A 15,995-nucleotide genomic window follows, 5' to 3' on the forward strand; every position below is an offset into this window, starting at 1 on the left:
GGGAATTATGTATTTACAACAGATTGAAATCAGCGGCTTTCGAGGAATTAATCAGCTCACATTACAATTGCGTCCGAATATGGTCTTGATTGGTGAAAACGCTTGGGGTAAATCCAGTTTGCTGGATGCGCTCAGCCATATCTTCAATATCAACGGTGAGCTTTATCAATTTAGTGAATCCGACTTCCACCAACAATATCATGCAACTACCAAGGCGGAGCAAATCCGCCTCATGTTCACCTTCTGTGCCGAACATGAGGACGAATGTCAGGCTGATATTCATCAGCCCTATTGCCACCTTTTTTATCCGGATGAAAAAGGCAAGCCTTGTATTAATCTGCAAGTTTCAGGCAAATGCTTAAATGGCGGTGTTGAAACCGACTACCGTTTTCTGGATAGCTTCGCCAAACCGCTAACGGTTGCCAATCATGAAGACATTATTCTTTCGATTATCAATCACTCGCCCGTTTACCGCTTTAGAGATGCCCGTTTAAATAAATTCTCGCCGCTTGAAACACTTTCTCCTCATATCGAAAATGAACAAGATACGCTACAAAGCGAATTACAGGCGCTCTCTCTACTGTTGCGCTATTACTTTTTAAGTATCAAAAGCCGTCAACAATTAGCCGATGCAATGCAAGACACTTCCATACTATGGGAAAGAGTTAAATCACTTTGCTTACGTTTAAAACAGGATCAAAGCGGAGAACTGACGCATAAGGTGCGCACTCACCTTTCCTCGTTGTTTATGATCAGCCAAAAATTACGTCGTGTTGAAAAGCCGATTATTTTATTTGAAGATCTTGAAGCACGTTTACATCCTCGTATGATTGCGATCTTTTGGGAATTAGTAAATTACCTGCCAGTACAACGTATTACCACGACTAATTCGATGGAATTACTTTCTCAAGTGCCGTTACGTGAAATTAGTCGCTTGGTGCGTTATCGAGATCATACCGAGGCATATTCGCTTGCACACAGTTCGTTGGGCAAAGAAGACCTACGTAAACTGACCTTTCATATTCACTACAATCGAGGTTTAGCTTTATTTTCTCGAGCATGGATTTTAGTTGAAGGCGAAACAGAAGTTTGGATTCTAACCGAGCTGGCAAATTTACTGGATATTAATTTGGAAATGGAAGGAATTCGGATAGTGGAATTTGCCCAATGCGGCTTACGCCCGTTAATTAAATACGCCAAAGCGATGGGCATTGAATGGTACGTATTGACCGACGGTGATCAAGCGGGCGAAAAATATGCCGATATTGCCAAAAGCATGTTGCAGGAAAACGAACACCCAAGTAAACATTTGACCGTCATTCCACGCCAAGATATCGAACATTTTTTCTATCACGAAGGACTAAGGGAAGTATTTGTGCGTCTTGCCCGTTGGCAGCCGAGAGATCATAAATACCCGACCAAAACCATTATCAAACGGGCGATTCAGTACACATCAAAACCGGATTTGGCGATTGCGATTTCAACTGAAATCAAACAACGAGGCAACCAAGCGATTCCGAGTTTATTTAGAAAACTATTCATTAAAGTTTTGCAACTTATCAAAGAGCAATAAATAACAAGCGGTTAAATTTACAAGATTTTTTGCAAATTTAACCGCTTGTCTGATTCAAAATCCGCCATGGCTAGCGTCGAATTTCAAAGCGTTCGAATTGTTCCGAGCCTTGATAACATTGTTCAATTAAATTACGTACTGCAGATGTCGGAGGGCCTTTTTGTAACCAGTTTCTGAACGCTGCCATTTGCGCTTCGCTACCAATGGCAACTACTTCCACCGAGCCTTCAGGGCGATTTTTCACATAACCTTTAATGCCGATTTTCCCTGCCTCTTGTAGCGTGAAGAATCGAAAGCCAACACCTTGTACGTGTCCGGTCACAATAAACAGTTTCTGCTGCATAAGCCCTCCGTCAATTTCTACATTTTCAATTTAATTAAACGTGCGACATTTTCTGCGCTAGACTCCAAGTTTTCTCGTCCTTGTTTTAAGGTTTCTTCGAGTGAATTCAATTGGCGAATAATCGGGAATACCGCATCAATGCCGTGCTGATAAACCACATTGTAATCTTCTCGTAAGCAGCCGACAATCGCAATTACCGGCACATTAAATTGTTTTGCCGTTTTTGCTACACCCACCGGTGTTTTGCCGGCAATACTTTGTGCGTCCATACGCCCCTCGCCGGTAATCACTAAATCCGCATCTTGGATATGCTCCGCCAAACGAGTCGCTTCGATAATGATTTGTACACCTGCTTTAAGCTGCACATTCGGCAGTAATAATAAACCACCGCCCATACCGCCTGCCGCACCGGCGCCGGCATGATTAGCAATTGCAATCCCCTGTTGAGCTAATGCGACATCCGCAAAATGTGCCAACGCATTATCCAAAGTTTGAACCATCTCCGGTGTTGCACCTTTTTGTGGACCAAATACTGCTGAAGCGCCACGCTCACCGCATAACGGGTTATTTACATCACACGCCACTTCAAACTCAACACTTTGTAAACGAGGCTCTAAATTTTCTAACGAAATCTGGCAGATTTGTTGTAGCTGTTCGCCCCCAAAACCAATTTCCTCACCGGCTGCATTTTTGAACGAAGCACCGAGCGCTTGCAACATACCGACACCGCCGTCATTGGTTGCACTACCGCCAATGCCTAACAGAATTTTCTTCACACCCAAATCTAACGCTTTTTTGATTAATTCACCGGTACCGAAACTGGTAGTTTTAAGCGGATTACGTTGTTCAAAAGGCACAAGATGTAAACCGGAAGCCGCCGCCATTTCAATAAAAGCGGTCTGTTTATCGCCCGAAATGCCTAAAAAGCCGGTCACTTTATTACCGAGCGGCGCAGTCACTTCAACTTCTAACAGCTCACCTTTAGTCGCATCAATTAATGACTGAACCGAACCTTCACCGCCGTCCGCCATCGGTACTTTGATGTATTGTGCATCAGGGAAAATACGTCTGAAACCGCCTTCGATCGATTGCGCTACTTCAAGTGCAGTAAGACTTTCTTTAAATGAATCGGGAGCAATAACAATTTTCATATTTTACCTCTTAGAATAATTTAAACACACCAAATACCAAGGTTGAAACAATAGTCATAATTAAACCGACCGCTGTTTCATACGGAATCAATTTTAAGCGTTCTTTCATATCCATATTGACGCTTCCGCCGGTGGCGTGGAAGAAAGAACCGTGCGGCATATGGTCAAATACGGTCGCACCGGCGTGAATCATTGCCGCACCAGCCAATGCACTTACACCTAATTCAATTAAGGTTGCACTAAATACGTTTGACGCTACCACCGTACCTGCTGTAGTTGAAGCGGTTGCCAGTGACATTAACGCCCCTGAAATCGGTGCAAGTAAATAAGACGGTAAGCCTGAAGCGGTAAGCGCTTCAATTAACACATCTTTTAAACCCGAATTAGCAATAATACCGGCTAACGCCCCTGTACCTAATAACATCACGGCAACCGGTGACATTTTTAATAAGCCTGAAGTGGCAAATTGATTCACTTGTTTTAATTTGCCCATTGCCAACGCACCGACTAAACCGCCAAGCGGTAATGCGATCAGCGGATCAATTTTAATATCCGCAATAGGGCGTAATGCTAATAAGATAATCGCACAAAGCGGTGCGGTAATTGCCGGTAGGAAAGCGGGTAAATTTTGCAGATTATTTGCAGAGACTTCGTTATCCGCCACTTTTGAACCTTTGTTGATAAGGCGTTTGGCTAAAAAATAGGTCAGAATAATACCGAAAATGGCCGGAAGGATACCTGCTGCCATAACAGAAGTGAGCGGTAGATGGAAAGCGTCTGAAGCAGCAATCGCATTTGGGTTTGGCGACATAATGTTACCGGCTTTACCGCCACCAATCATCGCTAATAAGATAGCCGGTTTCGATAAATCACCACGTTTCGCCAACGCTAATGCGATTGGAGAAACGGTAATCACCGCCACATCCACAAATACCCCAACAGAAGTCAAAATCATAGTTGAAAGCACTAGTGCGAGTAATGCACGGGTTTCACCTAATTTTTTCACGATGGTTTCAGCAATGGTACTTGCCGCACCGGATTCAATTAACACACCGGCTAATACCCCAGCGGCTAAGATCCGCATTACCGCCGTGGTAATTCCTTGCGCTCCGCCAATCATTAAGCTCACGGTTTGCGACAGATCCGCACCGCCGATTAAACCACCGACCAATGCCCCGATTAACATACCGTATGCCGGCGGTACTTTCTTTAAGATTAAAACTATCGCGACTGATAGTGCTACAACAGCACCGACTGCAGTTACCGCAACCATATTGTTCTCCTTAATACCAAAAACATAAATAAATTGTTCGGCATTATGCGGATTTTTAATGGAAAGTCGTTAGTGAAAATTACAAAAAATAGCGAGTTACACCGGGTAATATTGTAAAATTCAACAAATCAAGGCATTAAAATCGCACCTAAATATAAAATAAATTTATCTTCTATCTTATTGAAAGATAAAGAAGTTATTTGTTCGATTCGTTCTAAACGATAACGTAAGGTATTTTGATGAATAAACAATTTTTCCGAAGCGTGAACCAGATCACAATTTGACAAAAAATATTGCTGCAAACTTTTAAACAGCACGTTTTTCTCATCTTGAGAAATTAACTGTTGAACCGGTGTAAATAATTCTTTGGCTTGCCACGAATGAGAAAAATCCGCTAATAGCGCCTGTAAGCGATAATCTTCAAAACAGATAATCTGCTTTTTCGTGTGATTATTTTCCGCATACGCTAAGGTATGTAATGCTGATTGATAAGAAAAATGCGCTTCAACAAAATGTCCAACCTGACAACCGATTACCATACGATAATCCGCTTCAACCGCTTGTGACGGAAACAACTGGTTAAGTGTTTTATGTTTTTGTCGATGAAGTAATTCTTCTGCCGGTAGCAGCAAAACTAATTTATCTAAATCAACCACAACAACACTGGCATTCTGTTGCTGCTGCTCTAAATGTAATAAAACAGTCTGCAGCTCTGCTGAAGTAGGCTTATTTAATTTGATAATAATCGCAGCCAATGCTTGAGCCGGATCTAAATTAAAGAAACGAGCCTGCTGCTCTGTTTGTTCCTTACTTAAGCTGCCTTTTAATAATTGGCGAATAAATTCTTCTTTATAACGGCGCTGCCAGCGTTCCGTTTCCAAAACGATCGCTTGTTCGACAATTAATTCCGCCGCCATAGTGACTAATTCCGCATAATGACGAACAGCCTCCGGTGCACCTGAAATACCGATCACGCCGATCGTTTTACCTAAATAGCGAATCGGTAAATTCAGCCCTTCTCTCGCTTCATAGTTCCACTGTTTTGCTAATTTTTCGTCAATTTCTACCGCTTGATCATGACGTAATACAATTACGGCACCGGTATGACGCTCACCTACGCGACTCGGGTCGCCGGAGGCAATAATAATGCCCTGTTCGTCCATCACATTCACTGAATTTGGAATAATTTGCATGGTGCGTTTGACAATCGCTTGTGCGGTTTGTTTGTCTAGTTTCATCATTTCTTCTCTAATTAACGCAAAAAATAAGCGACAAGCGGTCAAATTTTTCCAATTTTTTGCAAAAAATCAGAAAAAACAAACCGCTTAAAAAACAATCCCCTGACAAGCAGGGGATAAAGATTAATGTTTAATAATATATAAGTTACGCAACAAAATATCATCTTGCGGATCTTTACCACTATAACCTTTCACATACGGTTTGACTAAACGTGGGTTCACATAGTTATAAATCGGCACGATAGCGTAATCGTCCGCAAGTACTTTTTCCGCTTTCGCATAAGCGGTCGCTCTGCCTTCCGCATCCGTCGCTTTGTAGGACTCTGCTACTGCTTCATCATACGCTTTACTTGCATAACCTGTTTTGTTGTTACTTGAATCCGATAGGAAATACGTCACGAAAGTGCTTGCTTGGTTATAATCTGCAGACCAACCTGCACGTGCTAAATCATATTTACCTTCACGGCGTGTATCTAAATAGGTTTTCCATTCTTGATTTTCTAATTCAACTTGAACTAGCCCTTTAGTATTGGCTTTCCATAATGAAGCGGCGGCAATTGCAATTTTTTTATGGTTGTCATTGGTGTTATATAAAATCGAGAATTTCAATGGATTCGCTTTACTAAAACCGGCTTCTTCCAATAATTTAACCGCTTGTGCATTACGTTCTGCCATTGCTTGCTGGCTATATTCAGGCGATTGAATTTTTTGTCCTTCGTGAATATAGGTCGGTGTAAATACATAAGTCGGCGTTTGCCCTTGTCCTAGCACCTTATCGGCGATAATCGTACGATCGAGCGCTAAATTTAATGCTTTACGTACTCGAAGATCATCAAACGGTTTTCTATTCAAATTAATTTCATATAAATAAGTAGAAAGTGTTCTTGCGGTAAAGACTTCTTCCGGCAGATCTTTTTTCAACTTAGCAAACTGTTCCGGTGGTAGCGTATAGTTCGTTACATCTAAATCTCCTGCTTTATAACGAGCCACATCGGTAGTCGCATTCGGAATGGCTAAATATGTTGCTTTATTGATCACAGTTTCTTTGTCATTCCAATAATTTGTATTACGCTCAAACACGATTTTTTCATTGATAACATGTTCAGCTAATTTATACGCACCGTTACCAACTAAGTTCGCTTTTTTTGCCCAACTATCACCAAACTGTTCCACTACTTTTTTATTTACCGGCAATAATGATGAATGGGTGGTTAATTCATTTGCATAAGGAACCGGATTAGTTAACGACAGCACTAACGTATAGTCATCTACCGCTTTCACGCCCAGTTCTTCCGGTTTTTTCTTGCCATCAATAATCTCTTGCGCATTTTCCACTTGTAAATAAGTCAGATAACTTGCATAAGGTGAAGCGGTTAATGGATTGGCTAAACGCTGCCACGCATAGACAAAATCATGTGCCGTTACCGGCTCTCCGTTTGCCCATTTTGCATTTTGACGCAATTTAAATGTCCAGGTTTTGTAATCGGGAGAACTCTGCCAGCTCTCTGCCACACCGGCTTGTAATTTTCCTTCTTCATCTTTAGTAATCAGCCCTTCAAATAACTGATAAGCGACTTGTGATTCAGGCACACCTTCTATTTTTTGCGGGTCAAAACTGGCAGGCTCTGAACCGTTATTAATAATAATTTCTTGTTTTTCCGCCAATACCGTTCCTTCCGGCACTTTTGCGGCAAAAGCCGTGCTGGATAAGCCAAGTACGATTGCGATATTTAATAATGAGCGAGTCAGTTTTGTTTGCATAATTATTCCCTTTATTTGAATAAATATATAATACGTATATCCTTAAAGTTTTAAAACAAAAAAATAACTTTGTAAAGCGCTACGTTTTAATTCTTCTCGCTTTTTTTCCATTTTGTGATAGGAATCACCTTTTATTGCAAATTATTCAATAAAAATAAGTTAGGTAATCACGCTATAAAGCGTTACAAAGCATAGATAAGCGTCTATACATACGAAATAACTCAGAATAAAATTCTGTATTTTCTCAATAACAGGCATTTTTTTACTTACTCATTAGAATAAAAAACGCCATTTTTTGCAAAAATAGCGTTTTACTTTCATTTTTTTAACCGTTATATTCATTAGCACTAATAGGTAAGCGGTTGCTTTTGCAAAAAAGAAAGCAAATTTGACCGCTTATTTATTCATATGCATTCACAATATTTATTTTAGAGTTGGACAATATCATGGCAAAAACATTATACGAAAAACTATTTGATGCTCACGTTGTATATGAAGCCGCAGGCGAAACGCCGATTCTTTATATCAACCGCCATTTAATTCATGAAGTGACAAGCCCGCAAGCGTTTGACGGTTTACGTGTTGCCGGCCGCCAAGTTCGTCAAGTTAACAAGACATTCGGCACAATGGATCACAGTATTTCTACCCAAGTGCGTGACGTAAATAAATTAGAAGGTCAAGCGAAAATCCAAGTTTTAGAATTAGCGAAAAACTGTGAAGCAAGTGGTATCTCGTTATTCGATATGCAAACCAAAGAACAAGGTATCGTACACGTAATGGGACCGGAGCAAGGTTTAACCCTACCGGGTATGACCATTGTATGCGGTGATTCTCATACTGCTACACACGGTGCTTTCGGTGCGCTTGCATTTGGTATCGGTACTTCTGAAGTAGAACACGTGCTTGCAACTCAAACCTTAAAACAAGCGCGTGCAAAAAGTATGAAAGTGGAAGTTCGCGGCAAAGTGAACCCGGGCATTACCGCAAAAGATATCGTGCTTGCAATTATCGGTAAAACAACCATGGCGGGCGGTACCGGTCACGTGGTGGAGTTCTGCGGCGAAGCGATTCGTGATTTATCAATGGAAGGCCGTATGACGGTATGTAATATGGCGATCGAATTCGGCGCTAAAGCCGGTTTAGTCGCACCGGATGAAACTACTTTTGCTTACTTAAAAGGCCGTCCGCATGCACCAAAAGGCAAAGATTGGGATGATGCAGTCGAATATTGGAAAACATTAAAATCAGACGATGATGCAGTCTTTGACACGGTAGTTGTATTAGAAGCGAAAGATATTGCGCCACAAGTGACTTGGGGAACCAACCCGGGGCAAGTTATCGGCATTGACCAAGTTGTGCCAAATCCACAAGAAATGGCGGATCCGGTGACAAAAGCCTCTGCAGAAAAAGCATTGGCATATATTGGTTTAGAAGCCAACACGGATATGAAAGATATTCCTGTGGATCAAGTATTTATCGGCTCTTGTACTAACTCTCGTATTGAAGACTTACGTGCAGCGGCGGCAGTAATGAAAGGTCGTAAAAAAGCGGATAACGTAAAACGTGTGCTAGTTGTACCGGGTTCGGGCTTAGTAAAAGAACAGGCGGAAAAAGAAGGTTTAGATAAGATCTTTATCGAGGCTGGCGCAGAATGGCGTAATCCGGGCTGTTCAATGTGTTTAGGTATGAATGATGACCGTTTAGGCGAATGGGAACGTTGTGCTTCAACCTCTAACCGTAACTTTGAAGGTCGTCAAGGCCGTAACGGTCGCACCCACTTAGTTAGCCCGGCAATGGCGGCGGCAGCAGCAATGTTCGGTAAATTTGTAGATATTCGTCACGTGGAATTAAATTAAGGATAAAAAAATGGCAGGATTAAAACAACACTCAGGTTTAGTCGTTCCGCTTGATGCGGCAAATGTGGATACTGACGCAATCATTCCAAAACAGTTCTTACAAGCAATTACTCGTGTCGGCTTCGGTAAGCATTTATTCCACGAATGGCGTTATTTAGATGCGGAAGAAACCCAATTAAATCCGGATTTCGTTTTGAATTTTCCACAATATCAAGGGGCGACCATTTTACTGGCTCGTAAAAATTTAGGCTGTGGTTCTTCTCGTGAACACGCACCTTGGGCGTTAGCCGATTATGGTTTCAAAGTGATGATTGCCCCGAGCTTTGCAGACATTTTTTATAATAATAGCTTAAACAATCATATGCTTCCGATTCGCTTAAGTGAAGAAGAAGTGGAAGAAATTTTCCAATGGGTGTGGGCGAACGAAGGCAAACAAATCCATATTGATTTAGAAGCAATGACGGTAACGGTCGGTGAAAAAGTTTATCGTTTTGAACTAGACGAATTCCGCCGTCACTGTTTATTAAACGGGTTAGATAATATCGGTTTGACCCTACAACACGAAGATGCTATCGCCGCTTACGAAAGTAAGATTCCAGCATTTTTACGTTAGTCTGATAAAACATAAAGCCAAGTATCGCTACTTGGCTTTATTTTATTGGCTCTTATAAAAATTCGAAATATGATAAACAAAATCTTCTAATATTTCTATTTTCTGCGCTTCGGTGACCTCATCCGAAACTCTGGCGGAAACAGATTCATAAATCCCCTCTGCAAAACGTTTTACATCCAATGCATAATTCACACAGAAGGTATGGGTACAATCGCCCCGGTACTCATTAGAAGATAATAACCAGTTAGACACATTGTTATCATTACATTCCCCTGAATACCAATATTGACTTGCTTTGATCGCCACTTCACGTTTTAAGCAGTAACAGTTTGTATCAATATGGTTTTTACGCTCTAAACAAATCGTACCGGAAATTCCTAAAGCATCGGACGAAACATCAATATCGCCAACCATTTTGTGATATTTACCGACTGACTCAAATGTATCTTGGCAAATAAATTTTCCGGTTTCCACATTCATAAAGTTACGCATGCTATAAACATAATCATATTGGTGTGCAGTAAGCTGACGAACACAGTTTTCCACATGATTAGGCTCATACCAGTTATCATCATCTAAATAACAGATGAGATCTTCTTTAACCAAAAACGGGGCAATCGCATTGATACTGCTATTTGTCCAACCATTCGCACCGGTATTCATCGGTAGGTATGTCACTACCACTTGTGGGTACTTCTCTACAATCGCTTTCGCATTCGCAGAAAATTGCTGACCATCGACAAAAATATAGTGCTTGCAATTGGCATAGCTCTGTTGCTGTACACTTAGAATAGCTCGTTCTAAATGCGGACGACCTATTGTTGATGTAATAATTGCTACAGAAGGGGCTGTAACAGACATTATTCACTCCTCAGGGATAAATTTATAATTTTATATTTGATACTTGGTTTTATCACCAATATCAAAATGTAACGGCATTCGCCATTTTTGAATACTTAATATAAGTAACAATAGACCACAAACAATACTGAATAGTTGTAATAATATATTTTGCTCAAAAACGATCGATAACCAAAGTACTGCCATTAAAATAGGCTGAAAATTTAAGCCGAATACTCTAAAGCAAAAATACTCTTTGTAACTTAAGCCGCCGATGGTAAATAACATTGCACCCAATGCCATCAACGGTAGGTTGAAAATATAGCACAATAATCCAATCCATACCGCAAATTGAAACAGAAAACGGAAAGTTTTTAAATAGAGATGTAAAGAGGAAGCAAGCAGCACGCCGGCAATCAGTAAGCCTTTTTGTGCCAATTGTAAATGATAAGGTAATAGCAGCAACATTATTGTCGCAATCACAAAACCTGTTCGATATAGAATCACGGTTAAATAATCCCAAAAATCCATCGGTGATTGAATATGTGGATCAGCCATTTTTTACTCCTTTTATAAATAACAAGCGGTCAATTTTTCGCAAAATTTTGCAAGAAATTGACCGCTTGAGAAAGAAAAGCCTTACAGCTTACGCTTTGTGACTATCTTGATAGTCTTTTGCCGCTTTTACAAAGCCGGCAAATAATGGGTGACCGTCACGTGGGGTTGACGTGAATTCCGGATGGAATTGCGCTGCAATAAACCATGGGTGATTCGGCACTTCAATGATTTCCACTAACTTACGGTCTGCCGATAAGCCACTCACTTTTAAGCCTGCTGCTTCGATTTGTGGTAATAAAGTATTGTTTACCTCATAACGGTGACGGTGACGCTCAACAATGGTTTCCGCACCATACACTTCACGTGCTTTAGTACCTTCGATTAAGTGACATTGTTGTGCACCTAAACGCATTGTACCGCCTAAATCCGAATCGTCAGAGCGTGTTTCCACATTACCTGACTCATCTTGCCATTCAGTAATTAAACCAACTACCGGTTGCGGACAATCTTTATCAAACTCAGATGAATTTGCTTGGGTTAAACCTGCTACGTTACGTGCATATTCGATAAGTGCGATCTGCATACCTAAACAAATACCTAAATAAGGGATTTTGTTCTCACGTGCATATTGTGCGGTACGGATTTTACCTTCCACACCACGGTAGCCAAAACCGCCCGGCACTAAAATCGCATCTAAGCCATGGAGTAATTCAACACCTTTGGTTTCAATATCTTGTGAATCAATATACTTGATATTTACCGTTAAGCGATTGGTTAAACCAGCGTGTTTTAACGCTTCGTTTACCGATTTATACGCATCCGGTAATTCAACATATTTACCCACCATACCGATAGTCACTTCACCGGTCGGGTTCGCTTGGCGATAAAGCACTTGTTCCCATTCGCTTAAATCGGCTTCCGGACAATCTAGGCGGAAACGATCACAAACAAAACTATCTAAGCCTTGTGATTTCAGTAATTCAGGAATACGGTAAATCGAATCCACGTCTTTTAATGAAATCACCGCACGTTCCGGCACGTTACAGAATAAGGCGATTTTTTTACGTTCATTGCTTGGAATTGCACGCTCCGAACGACAAATTAACACATCCGGTTGAATACCGATTGAAAGTAATTCTTTTACCGAGTGTTGAGTCGGTTTAGTTTTCACTTCACCTGCAGTCGGAATATAAGGCACTAAGGTTAAGTGCATAAATAAGGTTTTTTCACGACCGACATCCACCGCTAACTGACGTAACGCTTCTAAGAACGGTAACGATTCAATATCGCCTACCGTACCGCCAACTTCAACGATAACTACATCACGACCTTTGCCGCCTTCAATCACACGTTCTTTAATTTCATTGGTGATGTGCGGAATTACTTGGATTGTCGCACCTAAATAATCGCCGCGACGTTCTTTACGTAATACTTCAGAATAAATCTTACCGCTGGTAAAGTTGTTCGCTTTGCTCATTTTAGAACGGATAAAACGCTCATAGTGCCCTAAGTCTAAGTCAGTTTCCGCCCCATCTTGCGTAACAAAAACTTCACCGTGTTGAGTAGGACTCATTGTACCCGGGTCAACGTTGATATAAGGATCTAGCTTCATAATGGTTACATTTAAACCACGAGCTTCGAGAATTGATGCGAGAGATGCAGCGGCAATACCTTTGCCTAAAGATGAAACAACACCGCCCGTCACGAAAATATAATTCGTTGCCATTTTGATCTGCCTTTGATAATCAGTTAAATAGATAAGAAAATTCGGAATGGATAGTAAAATAAAACTATCAGGACGGGAGCGTAGTATACAGTAAAAGGTATTTTTGTGCTATCGGAAAAATCAGCAAGCGGTCAAATTTAACCAATTTTTTACAACTTTATTTTGCAATAAAAAGGAAAAATTTGACCGCTTGTTCAATTCAGAAATTTTGTGAACGAGATCAAACAACAAGCAGTAACCGTTTCTATTTACATAGGATTACATGGGATAATTTCTTATCTTTTTAAAATCTTAAGGAGCTTATATGAAACCCAAAAAACTTGCTTTATCTGCTGTTCTTTCTATGGCGATTTCAAGCGTATATGCGGCGGAATTACCAAATATTACGATTTTAGCAACCGGCGGAACGATTGCCGGTAGCGGACAAAGTGCAGTGAGTTCAGCCTATCAAGCAGGGCAATTAAACATCGATACATTAATCGAAGCCGTACCAGAGATGAAAACGCTGGCAAATATTAAAGGTGAACAAGTAGTCAAAATCGGCTCACAGGATATGAGTGACGAAGTATGGCTGAAATTAGCGAAAACCATTAATAATCAATGTGCTAATACGGACGGCTTTGTGATTACTCATGGTACGGATACGATGGAAGAAACCGCATATTTCCTCGATATGACGGTAAAATGCGATAAGCCTGTCGTGCTTGTCGGTGCAATGCGCCCTGCGACAGAAAAAAGCGCTGATGGCCCGCTGAATTTATATAATTCAATTGTAGTGGCTAAAGATAAAAAATCGGCAAAACGCGGTGTGTTAGTCGCAATGAATGATGTGGTACTGGGTGCGAGAGACGTGACCAAAACCAGCACTACCGCCGTACAAACATTCAGTTCGCCAAACTTCGGTACGCTCGGCTATATTCATAATAGTAAAGTCGATTACGAACGTGCGCCGGAAAGCAAACACACGCTAAATACCCCATTTAAGGTTGATAATCTGAATGAACTGCCGAAAGTCGGTATTATCTACGCTTATTCAAATATGCCGACCGAACCGCTTAAAGCCTTATTGGATGCGGGTTATCAAGGTATTGTGGTTGCCGGTGTCGGTAACGGTAATATGAATGCGGCGAATTTAGCGTTACTTGAACAGGCGGCAAAAAATGGTGTTGCAGTGGTTCGCTCTTCACGAGTGCCAACCGGCTATACCACTCGTGATGCAGAAGTCGATGATTCTAAATATGGCTTTGCGGCATCCGGCACACTCAATCCGCAAAAAGCACGTGTATTATTACAACTTGCCTTAACCCAAACCAAAGACATCAATACTATCCAACAATATTTTGAAGACTTCTAGTTTTCGCCTATAAGCAAGCGGTCTATTTCTTGCAAAATTTTGCGAAAAATAGACCGCTTGTCTTTTCGTAACTGTCGCTTATTTTACAAAGCTATCAAAGGTTAGCTCGTAATTATCGCCATCACGATTATATGAAATATAACGAGGGAATTTTTCCCCTACATATTTTTTCACGGTAATCGCTTTTTGATCGCTGGTTTTAAAGCTATAAGTAATTTCTTGATAAGTTTGCCCTTTTACTTTAACTGTTTTCTGAACTTTATTTAATTTCACATTCGGTGTCGGGTATAACTTTTTACCGTTTGTCGTTTGAAAACTCGTTGGTAATTGATCGTAATAGCTCAACTGAAATGCCGTTGTAAATAAATCAAACGTCGGCATCGTTAACGCCTCTTGTTTTAAAGGCTCTTTCGCTTTACCGTACTTAACCGTACTTGAATCAATCTCTGCCAATGCATAGGTTTTACCATTACGTGTATCACGGTAGCTCAACATATTAAATTGACCGTTACGTTCCGTCCCTTTCGCTGAGAAAACAATGTTATATAACGGCACATTAATTTTCGATTGAATCGAATACTGACCCGCTCCATTTTTAAAATGCACATAAGCCGGCATTAAATAATTCGAGCTATATTTTATATTAAAGTCTTCTGCCCAAGCGGTTGAAATTAATGAAGAAATTGCAAAAAATGAAAGCGCAATTTTTTTAAAAAAACTCATTTATTTTTCCTCTAATTTTGTACTTTCGAACAAACGAAGAATGGCATTACTTTCTCGTAATTGTTCTGCTTTCTCAACCTGCATTTTAGTTAAATGCGGCGAGAAATAATTAATAAAATCATACATATAATTACGTAGGAATGTGCCTCGTTTAAATGCAATTTGCGTCATACTTGATTGGAATAAATGGCTTGCATCGATTGCTACCAAATCGCTATCCGCTTCGGTATATGCCATCGACGCCATAATCCCGACACCTAAGCCCAAACGTGCATAGGTTTTAATCACATCCGCATCTGTTGCAGTAAACACGATATGCGGCAAAATACCTACTTTATTAAATGCATGGTCTAGATCCGACTGACCTGTAAACCCGAAAGTATAAGTGATCAGATCATATTTACCTAGCTCTTCGACCGTTAAGTTCTGACTTTGGTTCGCAAATTTAGCTAACGGATGATCCGGTTTAACAATTACTGAACGATTCCATAAATAACACGGCAATAAAATCGCATCTTCAAATAAATGCTGCGCTTCGGTTGTAATAGCGAGATCTACTTCGCCAGCCATAAGCGCATCGTAGATTTGGCTCGGTGAGCCTTGATGTAATTGCAAACTAACTTCCGGGTACTTGGTTTTGAATTTCTCAATAATCGGTGGTAAAACATAACGAGCTTGCGTATTAGGAGTGGCAATTCTTAATACACCGCAATTCGGGCGAGTCTGTTCCTCCGCCACCGATTTAATACTTTGTGCTTTAACCAATAATTCTCGAGCAATCGCAACTATTTTTTCTCCAGCAGGCGTTAACCCTTTGATATGTTTACCATTTCTCTCAAAAATATTAATTCCTAGCTCACTTTCCAATAAACGCACTTGCTTACTAATTCCCGGTTGGGAAGTATAAAGCGTTTCAGCGGCTTCAGTAATATTTAGATTTTGATTCACAATTTCAACGATATAACGTAACTGCTGTAATTTCATTG

The 15,995-nt window shown here is 40.6% G+C and carries 14 protein-coding genes; 4 read left to right on the plus strand and 10 right to left on the minus strand.

What is annotated here, in order from left to right; all coding sequences use genetic code 11:
• Nucleotides 1–7: 7 nt before the first annotated feature.
• On the plus strand, nucleotides 8–1,573 hold the full coding sequence (locus ASU1_RS06530; protein ID WP_014991986.1) for a DUF2813 domain-containing protein: 1,566 nt from the start codon (nucleotides 8–10) through the stop codon (nucleotides 1,571–1,573).
• Nucleotides 1,574–1,643: 70 nt separating this feature from the next.
• On the opposite strand, the gene ASU1_RS06535 is transcribed toward ASU1_RS06530, so the two are convergent.
• From ASU1_RS06535 to ASU1_RS06555, 5 genes are all read right to left on the minus strand, one after another.
• Nucleotides 1,644–1,916, minus strand: a complete 273-nt coding sequence (locus ASU1_RS06535) for an acylphosphatase (RefSeq protein ID WP_014991987.1) — start codon at nucleotides 1,914–1,916, stop codon at nucleotides 1,644–1,646.
• 17 nt (nucleotides 1,917–1,933) lie between these two features.
• On the minus strand, nucleotides 1,934–3,067 hold the full coding sequence (locus ASU1_RS06540) for a glycerate kinase (protein WP_014991988.1): 1,134 nt from the start codon (nucleotides 3,065–3,067) through the stop codon (nucleotides 1,934–1,936).
• A 10-nt stretch (nucleotides 3,068–3,077) separates the two neighbouring features.
• The gene (locus ASU1_RS06545) at nucleotides 3,078–4,340 is read right to left on the minus strand and encodes a GntP family permease (RefSeq protein ID WP_014991989.1); all 1,263 of its coding nucleotides are present in this window, start codon (nucleotides 4,338–4,340) and stop codon (nucleotides 3,078–3,080) included.
• Between the two features lie 128 nt (nucleotides 4,341–4,468).
• Complete coding sequence (locus tag ASU1_RS06550) at nucleotides 4,469–5,578, minus strand: CdaR family transcriptional regulator (protein WP_014991990.1); 1,110 nt, start codon at nucleotides 5,576–5,578, stop codon at nucleotides 4,469–4,471.
• 123 nt (nucleotides 5,579–5,701) lie between these two features.
• Complete coding sequence (locus ASU1_RS06555; RefSeq protein ID WP_014991991.1) at nucleotides 5,702–7,339, minus strand: ABC transporter substrate-binding protein; 1,638 nt, start codon at nucleotides 7,337–7,339, stop codon at nucleotides 5,702–5,704.
• 446 nt (nucleotides 7,340–7,785) lie between these two features.
• Here ASU1_RS06555 and leuC point away from each other — a divergent pair, with 446 nt between their 5' ends.
• Together leuC and leuD are read left to right on the plus strand one after the other, a co-directional pair.
• Complete coding sequence (gene leuC, locus ASU1_RS06560) at nucleotides 7,786–9,195, plus strand: 3-isopropylmalate dehydratase large subunit (protein WP_014991992.1); 1,410 nt, start codon at nucleotides 7,786–7,788, stop codon at nucleotides 9,193–9,195.
• 10 nt (nucleotides 9,196–9,205) lie between these two features.
• Entirely contained in the window at nucleotides 9,206–9,808 is a 603-nt protein-coding gene (leuD, locus tag ASU1_RS06565) for a 3-isopropylmalate dehydratase small subunit (protein WP_014991993.1), read from the plus strand.
• A gap of 42 nt (nucleotides 9,809–9,850) precedes the next feature.
• Here the strand turns inward: leuD and ASU1_RS06570 are convergent, their stop codons facing one another.
• The 3 genes from ASU1_RS06570 to pyrG all read right to left on the minus strand — a co-directional run bounded on the left by ASU1_RS06570 (nucleotide 9,851) and on the right by pyrG (nucleotide 12,932).
• Complete coding sequence (locus ASU1_RS06570) at nucleotides 9,851–10,669, minus strand: glycosyltransferase family 2 protein (RefSeq protein ID WP_014991994.1); 819 nt, start codon at nucleotides 10,667–10,669, stop codon at nucleotides 9,851–9,853.
• A gap of 30 nt (nucleotides 10,670–10,699) precedes the next feature.
• Nucleotides 10,700–11,206 carry a DUF2301 domain-containing membrane protein gene (locus ASU1_RS06575; RefSeq protein WP_014991995.1) on the minus strand — a complete coding sequence of 169 codons (507 nt, stop codon included), beginning with the start codon at nucleotides 11,204–11,206 and terminating at the stop codon, nucleotides 10,700–10,702.
• Between the two features lie 88 nt (nucleotides 11,207–11,294).
• Nucleotides 11,295–12,932, minus strand: coding sequence for a glutamine hydrolyzing CTP synthase (gene pyrG / locus ASU1_RS06580; protein WP_014991996.1), 1,638 nt, complete (start codon nucleotides 12,930–12,932; stop codon nucleotides 11,295–11,297).
• 304 nt (nucleotides 12,933–13,236) lie between these two features.
• On the opposite strand from pyrG, the gene ansB reads away from it, so the two are divergent.
• A complete protein-coding gene (gene ansB / locus ASU1_RS06585; protein WP_014991997.1) occupies nucleotides 13,237–14,286 on the plus strand; it encodes an L-asparaginase 2 in 1,050 nt (349 codons plus the stop codon).
• A 78-nt stretch (nucleotides 14,287–14,364) separates the two neighbouring features.
• Here the strand turns inward: ansB and ASU1_RS06590 are convergent, their stop codons facing one another.
• Together ASU1_RS06590 and cysB are read right to left on the minus strand one after the other, a co-directional pair.
• The gene (locus tag ASU1_RS06590) at nucleotides 14,365–15,009 is read right to left on the minus strand and encodes a hypothetical protein (RefSeq protein ID WP_014991998.1); all 645 of its coding nucleotides are present in this window, start codon (nucleotides 15,007–15,009) and stop codon (nucleotides 14,365–14,367) included.
• The gene (cysB, locus tag ASU1_RS06595) at nucleotides 15,010–15,993 is read right to left on the minus strand and encodes an HTH-type transcriptional regulator CysB (protein ID WP_014991999.1); all 984 of its coding nucleotides are present in this window, start codon (nucleotides 15,991–15,993) and stop codon (nucleotides 15,010–15,012) included.
• Nucleotides 15,994–15,995 lie beyond the last annotated feature (2 nt).

The organism is Actinobacillus suis ATCC 33415, assembly GCF_000739435.1.
Taxonomy (GTDB): Bacteria; Pseudomonadota; Gammaproteobacteria; order Enterobacterales; family Pasteurellaceae; genus Actinobacillus; species Actinobacillus suis.